Origin of the sequence: Solibacillus sp. FSL W7-1436, assembly GCF_038007305.1 — a bacterium.
Lineage (GTDB): Bacteria > Bacillota > Bacilli > Bacillales_A > Planococcaceae > Solibacillus.
The window spans coordinates 2,958,594-2,973,169 of record NZ_JBBOWV010000001.1 but is presented as its reverse complement, the minus strand read 5'-3'; the positions used below and the strand labels follow the sequence as shown (position 1 = coordinate 2,973,169).

16 protein-coding genes are annotated in these 14,576 nt (G+C 43.3%); all 16 read right to left on the bottom strand.

What is annotated here, in order from left to right; translation table 11 throughout:
• Positions 1 to 11 precede the first annotated feature (11 nt).
• The 16 genes from MKX73_RS14570 to MKX73_RS14495 are packed head-to-tail and all read right to left on the bottom strand — an operon-like array spanning position 12 to position 14,575.
• Positions 12 to 995 (bottom strand): ABC transporter substrate-binding protein, encoded by a 984-nt coding sequence (locus MKX73_RS14570; RefSeq protein ID WP_340718066.1) that lies wholly within the window; start codon positions 993 to 995, stop codon positions 12 to 14.
• Entirely contained in the window at positions 992 to 1,783 is a 792-nt protein-coding gene (locus tag MKX73_RS14565) for an ABC transporter ATP-binding protein (RefSeq protein WP_340718065.1), read from the bottom strand. Before MKX73_RS14565 ends, MKX73_RS14570 begins: the two co-directional genes overlap by 4 nt.
• A gap of 1 nt (position 1,784) precedes the next feature.
• Positions 1,785 to 2,825 carry a FecCD family ABC transporter permease gene (locus MKX73_RS14560; RefSeq protein ID WP_340718064.1) on the bottom strand — a complete coding sequence of 347 codons (1,041 nt, stop codon included), beginning with the start codon at positions 2,823 to 2,825 and terminating at the stop codon, positions 1,785 to 1,787.
• A 1-nt stretch (position 2,826) separates the two neighbouring features.
• Positions 2,827 to 3,660: a class I SAM-dependent methyltransferase gene (locus tag MKX73_RS14555; protein ID WP_340718063.1), complete on the bottom strand. Its 834-nt coding sequence runs from the start codon at positions 3,658 to 3,660 to the stop codon at positions 2,827 to 2,829.
• 5 nt (positions 3,661 to 3,665) lie between these two features.
• The gene (locus tag MKX73_RS14550) at positions 3,666 to 5,159 is read right to left on the bottom strand and encodes a cobyric acid synthase (RefSeq protein WP_340718062.1); all 1,494 of its coding nucleotides are present in this window, start codon (positions 5,157 to 5,159) and stop codon (positions 3,666 to 3,668) included.
• Positions 5,159 to 5,698 carry a cob(I)yrinic acid a,c-diamide adenosyltransferase gene (locus MKX73_RS14545; protein WP_079526286.1) on the bottom strand — a complete coding sequence of 180 codons (540 nt, stop codon included), beginning with the start codon at positions 5,696 to 5,698 and terminating at the stop codon, positions 5,159 to 5,161. The genes MKX73_RS14550 and MKX73_RS14545 overlap by 1 nt, the downstream gene beginning before the upstream one ends.
• A gap of 12 nt (positions 5,699 to 5,710) precedes the next feature.
• A complete protein-coding gene (locus MKX73_RS14540) occupies positions 5,711 to 6,265 on the bottom strand; it encodes a nitroreductase family protein (protein ID WP_079526284.1) in 555 nt (184 codons plus the stop codon).
• The gene (gene cobA / locus MKX73_RS14535) at positions 6,259 to 7,020 is read right to left on the bottom strand and encodes a uroporphyrinogen-III C-methyltransferase (RefSeq protein ID WP_339176151.1); all 762 of its coding nucleotides are present in this window, start codon (positions 7,018 to 7,020) and stop codon (positions 6,259 to 6,261) included. Before cobA ends, MKX73_RS14540 begins: the two co-directional genes overlap by 7 nt.
• Positions 7,017 to 7,649: a precorrin-2 dehydrogenase/sirohydrochlorin ferrochelatase family protein gene (locus tag MKX73_RS14530; RefSeq protein ID WP_340718061.1), complete on the bottom strand. Its 633-nt coding sequence runs from the start codon at positions 7,647 to 7,649 to the stop codon at positions 7,017 to 7,019. Before MKX73_RS14530 ends, cobA begins: the two co-directional genes overlap by 4 nt.
• Positions 7,646 to 9,004 carry a cobyrinate a,c-diamide synthase gene (locus MKX73_RS14525; RefSeq protein WP_340718060.1) on the bottom strand — a complete coding sequence of 453 codons (1,359 nt, stop codon included), beginning with the start codon at positions 9,002 to 9,004 and terminating at the stop codon, positions 7,646 to 7,648. Before MKX73_RS14525 ends, MKX73_RS14530 begins: the two co-directional genes overlap by 4 nt.
• A complete protein-coding gene (locus MKX73_RS14520) occupies positions 9,001 to 10,143 on the bottom strand; it encodes a cobalt-precorrin 5A hydrolase (protein ID WP_340718059.1) in 1,143 nt (380 codons plus the stop codon). Before MKX73_RS14520 ends, MKX73_RS14525 begins: the two co-directional genes overlap by 4 nt.
• The gene (gene cobM / locus MKX73_RS14515) at positions 10,136 to 10,918 is read right to left on the bottom strand and encodes a precorrin-4 C(11)-methyltransferase (protein WP_340718058.1); all 783 of its coding nucleotides are present in this window, start codon (positions 10,916 to 10,918) and stop codon (positions 10,136 to 10,138) included. The genes MKX73_RS14520 and cobM overlap by 8 nt, the downstream gene beginning before the upstream one ends.
• Positions 10,918 to 11,622, bottom strand: a complete 705-nt coding sequence (cobI, locus tag MKX73_RS14510; RefSeq protein WP_339176145.1) for a precorrin-2 C(20)-methyltransferase — start codon at positions 11,620 to 11,622, stop codon at positions 10,918 to 10,920. The genes cobM and cobI overlap by 1 nt, the downstream gene beginning before the upstream one ends.
• A complete protein-coding gene (cbiE, locus tag MKX73_RS14505; protein WP_340718913.1) occupies positions 11,619 to 12,815 on the bottom strand; it encodes a precorrin-6y C5,15-methyltransferase (decarboxylating) subunit CbiE in 1,197 nt (398 codons plus the stop codon). Before cbiE ends, cobI begins: the two co-directional genes overlap by 4 nt.
• Entirely contained in the window at positions 12,790 to 13,926 is a 1,137-nt protein-coding gene (locus MKX73_RS14500; protein ID WP_340718912.1) for a cobalt-precorrin-5B (C(1))-methyltransferase, read from the bottom strand. Before MKX73_RS14500 ends, cbiE begins: the two co-directional genes overlap by 26 nt.
• Positions 13,901 to 14,575, bottom strand: a complete 675-nt coding sequence (locus tag MKX73_RS14495; protein WP_079526266.1) for a precorrin-8X methylmutase — start codon at positions 14,573 to 14,575, stop codon at positions 13,901 to 13,903. The genes MKX73_RS14500 and MKX73_RS14495 overlap by 26 nt, the downstream gene beginning before the upstream one ends.
• Position 14,576 lies beyond the last annotated feature (1 nt).

Genomic DNA, 14,576 nt, shown 5'->3' with positions numbered 1-14,576 from the left:
ATTGTGAAAGGTCAGAATGAATCCGGGTAAAGACCTTTAGCAATAATTTCAAGCGCTTCTGCCACTCGAACACCTTCTGATGCAGCCGATAATGGCAGAACAACAAAATGCTCATTTTGTACTGCCGGTGTTTGGCTCAGTGCAGAATCATTTTTCAGGAAATTAATTTTTTCCTCTGCTGTTGTAGAACCGTAATCGATGACAATGATAGATTCCGGATTACGCTCAACCGCATCTTCTTTTGAAACCGTTGCCCAGTTTTTCTCGATATCCCCAAAAATATTATTTGCTCCGGCCATTTTAATTAAAGTGTTCATAAAGTTCTGTGTTGCTGTAAATACATCTTTATCCCCACTATCAAATACTAGGACATCGATTGGCTTGTCCATTGCAGGAATTTTTTCTGTAATCTTTTCAATATCTGCGTTCATATCTTCTATCAATGTTTCACCGCGCTCTTCAACACGGAAGATTTTTGCGATATTACGAATATCCGTATAAATATCCTCTAGCTCCGGCGCGACTTTTACAGAGGAAGACTGCAGGTAACTGCCAATTCCCAATTGTTCCATTTCTTCACGTGACATGACGTTTTTCTCATTGAAGGCACTTGCCCATCCACCATAAATGAAATCGGCTTCTGACGAGATGATCTGTTCTTTCGAAGGATATTGTTCAGCCATTACCGGAACTTGGTCATATGCTTCCTGTAATGGAGGATAAATCTGGTCATCCAAGTAAGCTGTTCCTACCATTGAATCTTCCAAACCAAGTGCAAGCATCACTTCCGTTACATGCTGGTTAATGGAAATCGCTTTTTTTGGTGCATCATCATATGTAATGGATAAGCCTTCATTTTCAATTGTTACTGACTGGACCGTTTCCTCGGTATCCGCTTTTGCCTGTTCTACAGTTGGCTCATCGTTTGAACATGCCCCTAAAATTAATGCGGATGCCAAAGCAAACGGTGCCCAAATTTTTTTACGTAGTTTCATTGTGTTTCTCCTTTTGTATCTATCTTTGGATTCGTATAAAAAAACAAATGCATTTTCTTTGTAAACGGATTTTTGGAAATCCCTGCATCAATTTTAAATACTTCTTTTAACATCGTTGTCGTCAATACATTTTCCGGTGTACCTTGAATATGTAATGTTCCACCGTTCATAACAATCAACTCATCACAATAAGCAGCAGCTAAATTTAAATCATGTAACGCCGCAATAATCGTAATCGGTAAATCTTTGACTAAATCCATTAAATGAAGCTGGTGTTCAATATCCAAATGGTTTGTCGGTTCATCCAGGACAAGAATGCTTGCCTGCTGTGCCAATGCACGTGCAAGCATGACCCGCTTTTTCTCCCCTCCCGATAAATTGCTAAGTGTACGGTTCGCCAAATGGGCAACATTGGCTAATTCCATACTTCTGTCCGCAATCAACACATCTTCAGAGTTATCCGCGCTAAGCCACCCTTTATATGGGGTACGTCCCATCATCACCAAATCTCTTACAGTAAAGTCAAATAATACAGTTGACTCCTGACTAACGACCGCCATTTGTCTCGCCAGTTTTTTCGGGGAAATATCCCAAACTTCCTGCTCATGTAAAGTTACTTTGCCGGATGATTGTTTCAGGTGACGGTACAAAATCTTAAGCATCGTTGATTTTCCGCTGCCGTTCGGACCAATAATCCCTATAAATTTTCCTTCGATGATTTCAAAAGAAATGCTTTTCAAAATGTCCTTTTCATCCACCGAATATTGAACTTTATGTAGCTGGATCATTTTATTCTCCTTCCCCAAATGCATAGCGCTGACGACGAAGCATCCAAATAAAGAATGGGCTTCCGCATAATGCTGTAATAATCCCAATCGGCATTTCTTCCGGTGCAATGGCTATACGTGCCCCCATATCCGCCCATATGATAATAATGGCCCCAGCCAGCGCACTCAGCGGTAAAACGACTTTATAATTGGACCCGACAATCATGCGCACAATATGCGGGACAATGAGACCGACAAATCCGATACTCCCGCTAACCGCAACAACAACGCCCGTAAGTAATGACACGATAATAATAATGAACAGCCTGAACCGTTCAATATTGATCCCTAACGTCGAGGCTGTTTCTTCACCAAGCAACAGTGCGTTCAGTTGACGGTAGCTCAGTAGCAATAACGGAAATACAATACAAAAAGTAATAAAAGGTATTCCGATATTGGACCACTTTGCCCCCCCTAAACTGCCAAGCATCCAAAACATGACAGCCTGAACACCGCCTTGTTCTTTTGAAATCATTAACATGAAGTTTGTCATGGCGCCCAACACCATGGAAACCGCTATACCCGATAACAGCAATCGAATCATTGAAGTTTTCCCGCTTACGCGGGCAAGTAAAAAGACAATCATTACGGCGAAAATGGCACCTAGAAATGCGGCAAACGATAAGGCAAATATACCGAAAAAACTGAAGGCCCCGAATAAAATGACCGAAGTCGCCCCGACGGAAGCACCCGAGGATACACCTAATATGTATGGATCTGCAATCGAATTCTTTACTAAAGCCTGGATTGCTGCGCCCGATATTGCTAGGGAAGCCCCTACTAAAAGTGCCAATAACACGCGCGGTACACGAATTTCCCAAATGATGACTTGTTGGGCATTTGATGCATTTGTTTCACTCAACATTCCTGTTTTATAAAGTAATACTTCAATAATTAACTGGGGTGTGATTCCTACAGAACCTACCATAATCGCTCCTATAATGGATGCTAAGAGCACAACGACTAGAATAGGCATCCATAGCCAAAATTTATTTTTGTTCATTTTACTTTACCGGCTCCCAACTAATAATCGCCGCATAAAATTTATGACGGTATACAATTCTGTCTTCCTCTTCTGTAACATACCGGGCAAGCGCTTCTTTTACATGCTGCCAATCAAATGAATCCGTTAAGATTTTTTTACTTTGTGCCGCATACAATGCATCATAACTTTCATAGGAATACATGCGTTCCAATGCCAACATTTCGCAATCTGCATAAATCCCTAACTGATACAGCATATTTAAAATTTCAATATAATCTCTTCTCGGATATTTAATCTCATAATGATATTCTTTCGCTAACACATCATAATGTGGCTGGATCGGTCCTGTCGTTAACCCGATGATCGCTCGTTTCTTTGCCCGGTCATTCATTTTCAGCAGTGCCTTATTCATTTCATATATCCGGTAATAGCAATTGACACCGATGACTATATCATGCTGTTCGACATCGGCTTCTTCCCACTTTGCATGAACAAAATTTACCGCATCGTCTTCTATGAAATACTGCTGCAAGTAGTCCAAAACACTCCTTGAGCCATCAACTAATGTCAGTTTTCCGACATCTTCTCTTAGAGGAAATGTATAATTCCCCCAACCGGGGCCCATTTCCAGACAGCTTGCACCCTTAGGTATGTACTGACGAATCTTCTCATAAATTGGAACGGCATGTGCATCCGTTTGCTTATAGGATTTTTTTTGCATTGATTGGGCCCAAAAGGCTTCTTCCAACGCATCATTTTTCATCCGTTCCGGCATATTCCCATGCCAGTCGAGCATCCCTTCCTTCCAGAGCTGCTCAAAATCTATTGCGAGCGGCCCATGTAAAACAGCCATCAACCTCACCTCTTTTCAACTGTAGTTTCCGAAATAAACGAATAAATCTTCTCCATATCCAGATGCTCCCGCACATGGCGGTCCAGCATTTCATACGCTTGTTCGCGCCGTTCAAAATCGGATAAGACATCTCCTGAAATGGGTTCGATCCCTTTTTGCATACGGATTGCATTAAAATAATCACGTGTGAATGAGCGATTTTGGAAAATCCCGTGTACATATGTACCAAATACTTGCTCCGTATAGACACCATCTGTCCGACCGTCATAAAATTGGATGAAAGGCTTCAACGGTTTCGTTGCTACACTGCGACCTAAATGGATTTCATAACCTTCAATCTCATGACCTGTACAGCTTCTTCCGGAAACTTGAAGTGTTTGCTTACGATCGATAAATGTTGTTTCAATCGGCAGCAGACCTAAAGTCAAGTACGTTCCGCCAGTGCTTTCAACCGCCTGCTCATCAAAAATCATTTCACCGAGCATCTGGTAACCTCCACATATACCGATAATACGGACATGTTGATGCGCTAACTGTAAAATTCCTTGCATCAACCCGGTTTGCTGCAGCCATAAAAAATCTTCCACCGTATTTTTAGTTCCCGGTAAAATTATGACATCCGGATTTTTTAAATCGCTTAGGTTGGTAACAAAGCGCACACCTACCCCCGGTTCTTCAAACAAAGGATCTATATCGGTAAAATTGGAGATGCGTGGAAACCGGATGACAGCGACATCAATCGCAAATTCATGCTGCTGTGGCTTTTTCAAGCGCAGGCTGGATAGCGCCATAGAATCTTCAGCCTCAATTTGAACATCAAAATAAGGAATAACGCCAAGTACAGGAATCCCTGTATACTCTTCCAGCCACTCGATTCCATTTGTCAGCAGTTCTTTCATGCCACGAAACTTATTGATAATGATTCCTTTGACACGTGCTCTTTCCACATCGTCCAATAACATCAGCGTTCCGACAAGTGATGCAAAAACACCGCCCCGTTCAATGTCGGCAACTAAAATAACAGACGCATCGGTTTCATGAGCCATTCGCATATTGGCAATATCACGGCTTTTCAAATTAATTTCCGCGGGACTTCCCGCACCTTCCAAAACAAGAACATCATAGTTCTCCGATAAACGTTCAAGTGATGTACGAACTTCAGGCATGACCTCTTCTACAAATTGTTCACGATAACTGACCGCATTCATATTTGCAAAATGTTTACCATGCAGAATCACTTCTGATACCATATCCCCTTTTGGCTTCAGTAAAATCGGATTCATATCCGTTGTTGCGTCAATTTTTGCAGCTTCCGCCTGAACCCCTTGTGCACGTCCAATCTCTCCACCGTCTTTCGTAATATACGAATTAAGTGCCATATTTTGAGATTTAAACGGCGCAACCCGGTAACCGTCATTAACTAAAATGCGACATAGTGCTGTACATAGTACACTTTTCCCCACATCGGATGAGGTGCCCTGAATCATGATTGCCTGCACTAAAACTCCAGCCCCTTCATCGCTGTGACGTCCTGCTCGCTGTAATAATGTTTTGTCGCATCAACGGTTGATACCAGATCAGCCATTGCAATCAAATCCGGATGTGCTGATCGTCCTGTAACGACTAAATGCATTGTGGCCGGTCGATTACGGATTACTTCAATTACTTCTTCTAAAGGTAAAACATCATCAATCGGGAATTTTGAAATCGCCAATGCATTATTTAACTCATCTAAAACTAGTAAATCAGTCGTTTCATCCTGCAACTCTTTTTTTACAATTTGCCAAGCCTTTTTTAACGCTTCTCTATGTTCTTCCGGTGTTTTTGTCCATGTAAAACCAATGCCGAGCTGAACGGTTTCGACACCTAATTTACGAAGTGCAATTTGTTCTCCATATGTACGTTGCGGCGATTTAATAAACTGAAAATATTTCACATTCATACCACGCCCGATTGCACGCAACGTCACACCTAATGAAGCGGTTGTTTTGCCTTTTCCTTCACCCGTATATACGAGCAGCATTCCTTTTCTCGCCATGAAATTGCCCCCTTATACCCAAGTTGTTTTTTCAACAAATGGTGTCCGTTTTTTCTCCGTAGATACCGGTTCTTCCGGATAACCGATACATAACGTACCGACAAGGTGTTCGGCATCCGATGCCCCGATAAATTCATGCAAAGCCGTGTCATGTACAAGACCGACGCCGCGTGTCCGCCACACCATGCCTAAACCGAGCGCTTCAGCCATTAGCCACATCGACATAATCGCACTGCTGACAGCGAATTTATTGTCCAGTGTCGCACCATCATCTCCGTCTACTACAGCAGAAGTGACGACAATGATGAGCGGTGTCTTTGTAACCGCCTGCATCGAGCTTTCCACCAAGTTTGGTTTTGTCGGGAAGCGCTGCTGTAAATAATCGAGTGCTACTTGTTCAAAACGCTTTAAACTGTCTCCCTGCAATATGTAAAATCGCCAAGGTTCGCGCATGCGGTCATTCGGTGCATACGTAGCTGCTTCCAATAATTGTTCAATTTTTTCCCGCTCTACTTCCATTGGTAAAAATTGACGAACCGCACGTCGTTTTTTTAATGCTTCTAACATGTTGTCTCAATCCTTTCATTAAACCATGCAATTTCTTCACGCATTCCTACGACATCCCCGACTAAAATCATCGAAGGGTTAAGCATTTTTTGCTGCTGAATCTGTTCGGAAATCGTCTCTAATTGACCTGTAATTGTACGCTGATTGCTTGTTGTTCCCCATTCAATCACTGCAACAGGTGTTGTCGGTTTCTTTCCGTGTGTAATAAGGCTTTTTGTAATATGTTCGATATTGCCAATACTCATATAAAATGCAATCGTATCGATTTGTGCGAGACTTGCCCAGCTTAAAAAATCCTGCCCCTTTTCCTCACGGCCATGCCCGGTTACAATCGCAAAGCTTGTCGCATAATCGCGATGTGTAACAGGTATGCCTGCATATGCCGGTGCCGCGATTCCTGCAGTAATGCCCGGGACAATTTCAAAATCTATTTTCTCGTACCGAAGAATAGCTGCTTCTTCTGCGCCTCGTCCAAAGACGAATGGATCGCCGCCTTTTAGACGGACAACCTGCTTGTTCTGCTGTGCTTTTTCTACCAGCACACGATGAATTTCGTCCTGGATCAGGCCATGCTTTCCCGGTTCTTTGCCACAATAAATTAATTCACAGTGGGGTGTTGCGTGTTTTAAAATTTCGGGGTTCACTAATCTGTCATATAAAATGACATCCGCTACCTGAATGCACTCTAAAGCACGGATTGTCAGTAATTTCGGATCACCCGGTCCAGCACCCACTATATAAACAAATCCACTCAATTGACTTCTCCCGCTTCAATCTGACGTAAAAACTGCGCACATTTTTCCTCATTCTTTTGCTCAATCCAATCCAGTATTTCAGGTTCAAGTAATTGAGCAAGCGCTGCTTTTTTGGCATCGCCTTCATAATTTTTAAGAATGAGTAGACGCGCTTCCTTTAAAAATGCAACATACTGTGCATAACTTTCATCGTATTGTCCCTCTAAGTCCCTTTTTACTTTTCTGGTAAGTGCCGGACTTGCACCGGTTGTCGAAACCGTGACAACAAAATCTCCTCTGCGGACAACGGCAGGGTTCATAAAGTCCATACGTCCTAAAGCATCTGCACGATTTAATAACTGCCAATGCTGTGTCGCTTCTTCCACGGCATCGTTTACCGATTCGTCATTAGTTGCCGCAAAAATGAGAGCTGCATCGTCTAAATCAGCCGGTTCAAAACGTTTTTGTTTCCAGACTGCTCTGCCTTCAGTTATATAATTCTTTAACCTATCCGTTACTGTCGGACTGACGATGGTAATGTGGGCATTCGTAGGTAATAATGCTTCCACTTTTTGACGGGCTACATTGCCTCCACCGACAATTACCACTTTCTTATAATCGATATTAATCATTAACGGAAAATAACTCATACGCTTACCTCCAAACAAGCTGCCAACCAATTTTTCACGAGTTGCGGATTGGATGCGAAATGAAAATGTGTATATCCAGCGACTAGATTTCCATGTGAGTACCCTTCCTGTTTCGCCCCAAAGCGTCCTTTTGTGAAATACGCAGGTGTTTCGTGATTTCCTTCATAAACGGAATAATGGAATTCGTGCCCTTTTGCAAACTCCTGTTCACCGATTAAAAAGTTCCCCTCCACACCGGTAATTTCTCTGTAGCCTAATGCCGCCAGCTTATTTTGCATACGAACGATCCCCGGAATGACACCAAGCATTTTGTAGCCATTTCCTTCACGGTTGAAAATTTCTTCCGTTAAATACATGAAGCCGCCGCACTCAGCAAGTGTCGGTATTCCTTTTTCAATCGCTAATTTGATCGAATTTTTTGCCTGTTCATTCTGTGCAAGCTTGTCTGCAAATTCTTCGGGGAACCCTCCGCCAATATATAAACCTTGTGCCTGTTCAGGAACCGGTTCATTGTCAAGCGGCGAAAAGAAATGCAGTTTTGCACCGTTAGCCTTTAGTAATTCAAAATTTTCTTCGTAATAAAAATTGAATGCTGCATCTTTTGCAACCGCTAAATGAATTTCTTGCATGTTATCTTGTGATTCAAAAATCTTTGAAGTCTGGTCCAATTCGGCCGCTTTTGTGACTTGTAACAATAAGTCCAGATCGACCGTTGCTTCGATAGCTTCTGCAAGCTCATCGAAATATGGATCGAGCTCTCCTCGTTCAATTGCCGGAACTAAACCTAAATGGCGGCTCGGCAATGCCGGCACCGCACCTTTTTGCAAATAGCCGAGAACTGGGACATTGCATTCATGCTCGATCGCTGTTTTAATAATTTCATAGTGGCCTTTACTTCCCAACTGATTGGCAATAACCCCAACGATCTGAGCATTCTCATCCAACTGCTGGAATCCTTTTACAACAGCAGCGACACTTCGGGCCATACTCGCTGCGTTGAGAACTAAAATCACCGGACTGTTTGTAATTTCACTAATATGTGCCGCCGATCCTTCATTCGATAATGGCGACTTCCCATCGTAAAATCCCATTACCCCTTCAATAATTGAAACATCTGAATCCATACTGTTTCTCGAGACAATTGTGCGTACAACATCCTCTGACATCATATAACTGTCAATATTGCGTGAAACCCGCTTCGTTACAGCTGTATGATACGTAGGATCGATATAATCCGGACCACATTTAAAACCTTGAACAGTTAAGCCGCGCTTCATCAGTGCACGCATAATCCCAATTGTAAATGTCGTTTTTCCTACGCCACTTCCAGTTCCAGCTAATACGAATCGATTCATTCCGTTACCTCCTCCTCATCAAAAGTAATTCGTGCAACGGAGATGGTTGCATTGCCGCATTTCTTTTTTTCCAGAAGCCAATCTGTCGCATTGGCACACCGTAATGCTGCAGGTTCACTGACTCCGTATGCCCCTGTAAATTTAAAGACCGTTTCAGATGGATTTTGCAGCGGCATTTCATTCAGCTCTGCCGGTGTATACGTAATAAACTGCCAGTTGTTCCTTGCCGTTACTTGCAGGAAACCGGGCTCATCCTTTTTTAAATCGATTGTCGCGATTGCCTTGACGCTTTTTTTGCTCAGCTTCAGTTCTGATAGCGTTTCATCAATTAATTGTTCAATTTCTTCGGCAGATGTCCCTCGATTACAACCCATACCTAATACAATGGATTTTGGGCGGTAAATGACACCGTTTTCAAGTAATACTTCTTCCTCTTTTTCGATAATGCGATCGGTAATAAGCAGTGTCGCATGTGGTTTTGCCGCTATCGCTTCTTCTGTCGTGCTGTAAATCTTCAGCGTATCGGGCATCGGTGTCTCATGCAGCCACCAATTTTTTTCACCGGTTTCCTGCACAATTGCAACCTGTTCCTCATTCACTACCGAAGCACTGACGGGCGTTAATTTCTCTTCACTATCCCAAACCCATCCGTACCGTGCACCAAATAAATCGACCGCGATTGTTTTTTGCACATCTGATGCTGTTGTTACAATCGGAGTCGCATCGATCGCTTGTGCAAACTCATTTGTCAGGGCATTCGCACCACCGATATGTCCGGAAAGAACACTCACGACATATTGTCCTTTGTCGTCCACAACGAGAACACCCGGATCTTTCTTTTTGTCTACTAGAATCGGGGCAATCATACGGACTACTGCACCAAGGGAAATAATCAGTATCATCGACTTATATGCTTTAAATAATGCAGGGAGCAGCAGGCGCACCGTCCCGTCAAATAGCTGAATATTTTTTTCGTCCTCATCGCCCTGTTCGAATTTCTTCATATAATATACATCGACATACGGAAACTTCTCCGCATACTTTCGCGCATTCGCAACACCGTGCTTAGTAATGGCTACAAGTGCATAAGGTTTTGTGACGCGAACTTCCGGTATTTCCCCTTCACGTAAGTTAATCATCGACTTTCACACCTTTACGGAAACCATGTGTAAATGTAGCATCATATAATTTTGAACGGTAATCTTTCTCATGGATAGTCGGATCAAGTGCCCAGCCGGCTAAAATCATCGCATGTTTGCGAATTCCATTTGCGCGCATCGCTTCATCCAGTTCGGCAATTGTCGTACGAACAATTTTTTGGTCCGGCCATGAAGCACGTTGAATAACAGCAACCGGCGTATCATCCGACCAGCCCGCAGCCTGCAGCTCTTTTGTAATCTTTTTCGTCAATGTGGCACTTAAAAACATCGCAATCGTGCAATGATGGCTTGCCAAAGCTTGCAGTTTTTCACGCTCGGGTACCGGTGTACGTCCTTCTGCTCGTGTTAAGATCAAAGTTTGCGTTAAGTCAGGTACCGTCAATTCGGCTCCTACGGCTGCGGCTGCAGCAAAGACGGAACTCACCCCTGGAACTACGTCATAGCCGATATTATGGTTTTTTAACAATGCAACTTGCTCCATTGTTGCTCCGTACATTGCCGGGTCACCTGTATGTAAACGCACTACCGTTTTCCCCGCATTGACGCGTTCGACGATGCAATCGACCATCTCCTGTAAATGCATGCCTGCAGTACGGATCACTTCTGCATCCGCTCGGGCTTCGGCAACTAGAGTTTCACTAACTAATGAATCTGTATACATGACAACATCGGCCTGTTGAAGCAATTTAAGGCCTTTCACGGTAATTAATTCCGGATCGCCGGGACCTGCACCTATAATCCAAATTTTCTTCATTATTTTCGCACCACCATACATGATAAGTAATTGAGCTCCGCGCCACGCAATTCATTCGTATTCCAAATTATTTCTTCATCTGATGTTACTTTTGTCACGACATGCGTTTTTTCAAGTAAGTTCATCTCTTTAAGTAAATCGAGCATGTCATCCAGTACTTTCGCTACCTTAATGAACACAATCCCGTCATGTGTCTCGATAACACGGCGCATCTCTGCCATATCCGAAGTTGCCGGAATCATTGCTACATGGTCATCGCCGTCTGCCAATGGAATGCTTAAGCGATTGGCCGTTCCATTAAACGAAGAAATTCCAGCAATCGACTTCATCGGGACGTCGGGATGCATTTCCTTCATCAATTTCATCAAGTGTATATATGTACTAAAAAGCATCGGATCTCCTTCTGTTACAAAAGCGACATCCCGACCTTCTTTTAAATGTGCATAGATTTTATCTGCGGATTTAGACCATGCTTCCTGCAATGTATCCTCGTCTTTTGTCATCGGGAATACAAGCCCAAGCATTTCCTTTTCCGCCGGATTGACGTACACATCGATTATTCGCTGTGCATACGATTTACTGCCGCGCAATTTTTGCGGATAGGCAATGACCGGGCATTCTTTCAGCATTCGAAAAGCTTTTACTGTAATAAGTTCCGGATCTCCTGGTCCAACACCTAATCCGATTAATGTACCGATTGTCATAATTCCATTCCTTTCTGTGCTGTTACGATAAAAATTGGATTTAACGGCTCAAAACGCGTTAAATTTAAAATGGGCTTACTTTTTGATATTTGTGCCTGCAGTACAGATACATTACAGTTGAACTTTTTAAAATGACCCATAGCTTCTGCCAAATTTTCAATCGTCGCGATGTTCATCACAATGCGGCCATTCGGCTTCAATCGATCGACACATAATTGCAGTAACTGCTCCATATTGCCGCCGTTTCCACCGATGAAAATGGCGTCCGGATCAGGAAATTCCTCTAACCTTTCCGGTGCTTTTCCTAAAATAGCTGTAAAATCCGTACGATGAATATGCTGATTTTGAAGACAGTTTTCCAAATCGGCTTCATTTTTTTCGATCGCATATACTTGACCTTCACGGGCAATTTTCGCCATTTCAATGGCAACGGAGCCTGTGCATGTCCCAATGTCCCACGCGATACTTGTTTCTTTTAATTGCAGCGCTTGTAGACAAAGTACACGGATCTCCTTTTTCGTGATGAGCCCTTTATCCGGTTTTCGCTGAATAAATTGGTCATCTTCAATACCGATTGACGCGCGCTCAACAGCTTCACGCTGCTTTAAAATAACGACATTCAATGGTGAAAATACGGTATTCTCCATTTCATCCAAAGAAAGATGACGACACCGTTCTGATGGACCTTCCAAGTTTTCAGCCACAAACGCATCGTATTCGGTCATGCCGAATGCTTTTAAATAGCGGGCAATTGCATTCGGTGAATTTTCTTCATCTGTCAATATCGCTATTTTTTTTCGGCCATCGATTTTTTGGGCAAGCCCTTTCAATGACCTCCCGTGAACACTCGTTAAATAGGCATCCTGCCAGCTTTCCTGCATTTTTGTAAATGCTAATTGAACAGAGCTTGCATACGGGTAAATTTCTAATGGGAGCTTCTTCGCCAGAACTCCGCCTAATCCGTAAAACAGCGGGTCGCCTGATACTAAAATGACGACGTTTCTCGTTTCTGCCTGCAGCTTTTCCACGAGTCGTGACAGTCCACCTTTTATCATGATCTTCTCGCCGGTGTAATCCGGAAAAAAGTCAAGATGACGTTGACCGCCAACGAGTACTTCACTTGAGTGGATCCAAGCGATATATTGTGGGAGTAAACTTGCTGGTCCGTTATCCCCGATACCAATCGTTTTCATCCAATTGTTCAATATTCTCAGCCTTTCCTAGCATATCTCCGTTCATTGCGTACAGTGTTGTGGAGACACGTAATTTCGCTTTCATATGATCTAGAGCAAAGTAGCAGCAGTTTTTACATAGCGCTTCAAAAAACTGGTCATTGCCCTGCATGATTTCCCCTACTTGCGATGCGGTATTCGCCTCTAATATTTGCTCGATGATTCCCTTATCGGCTCCTGCTTTTGTCGCGATTTCCGCCAAAAACGGGAAGCTGATCGGCGCACTTTTCGAATGCACCATCATGACCCCCTGTGCAACTTTCGAAAATTTCCCCATCATTCCGACAAGCGATACTTGGGCAATCTCTTTACGGGCGATGTGTTTTAATGTAAAACCGACGAAATCCCCCATCTCGATAAATGCTTCTTCCGGCAAATGAGGATATTGCTTCATCGCAAATTTTTCACTGCGTCCGCCAGTTGTAATGACAAGGTGATCACAGCCTGCTTCTTTTGCAACACTGATTGCCTGCACGATACTTGCCATATAGGCAGAACTTGAAAAGGGCACGACCGTACCGCGCGTACCTAAAATAGAAATGCCGCCCAGAATACCAAGCCTTGCATTTAACGTCTTCTTCGCAATTTCCTCACCGTCCGGAACGGAAATAATTACTTCGATCCCTTTGTCAATCTGGAATAGTTGAATCGCTTCTTCGACGACACCATGAAGCATTTTTCGTGGAACAGGATTAATTGCCGCTTCACCGACAGGGACGGGCAGTCCTGCTTTTGTCACACGACCGACACCGATTCCACCGTCCAGATGGACACCGCTTTTTTCTACAAAGCGAACCGTACTTTGAATGCGTGCTTTATGTGTTGCATCCGGATCGTCCCCGGCATCCTTAATCGTTTCACACATCACTTCATTGTCTTTTACTGCAAAGGATGCCACCGTAAATGTGGCATCCTTCCCGACAGGTAAATGAATCGTTACATGTTCAGGAACTTCTCCGGTCACAAGTGCGTACAAGGCAGCCTTTGTCATCGCAGTTGCACAAGCTCCTGTTGTATAGCCGTGACGCATTTCTGACGGGTCTTTTTTATTTCGCTTCTTTTGCTCGTTCATCTGCCATGATTGAGATGGCATTTAATGCTGCGACGGTTACAGTACTGCCACCTTTTCTTCCTACATTCGTTATAAACGGAATACCTTCTAAAATCGCTAATTCCGCTTTGGATTCTGCTGCCGATACGAACCCAACCGGCATTCCGATAATTAAATCCGGCTTTGCAAGGCCTTCTTTAATCAGGCGAATCAGTTCAAGTAAAGCTGTCGGGGCATTACCGATTGCATAAATACCGCCTTCCTGCAGTTGCGTCGCTTTTTGCATCGAAATAATGGCACGCGTTGTTCCAAGTTTTTTTGCTTCGATTGATACGTCTTCATCCGCAATATAACAATGTAAATCCCCGCCATGTTTTTGGAATCGTTTGCGCCCTGAACCACTTTCGATCATCTGGACATCTGCTACAACATGACGTCCAGCTAAAATTGACTGAATGCCCGCTTCTATCGCATCATCCGTAAAAATCATGCTGCGCCCCAATTCGAAGTCTGCCGAAGCATGAATAACGCGGCGAACGACAAGCCATTGTTCATCTGTAAATGAATGTTCACCCATTTCTTCTTTGATGATTGCAAAACTGTAGTCATATATTTTGTCCGGGTCTACTGTAAGTGGTACGAATTCTGTATTAAAGTTCATATTTGCCATT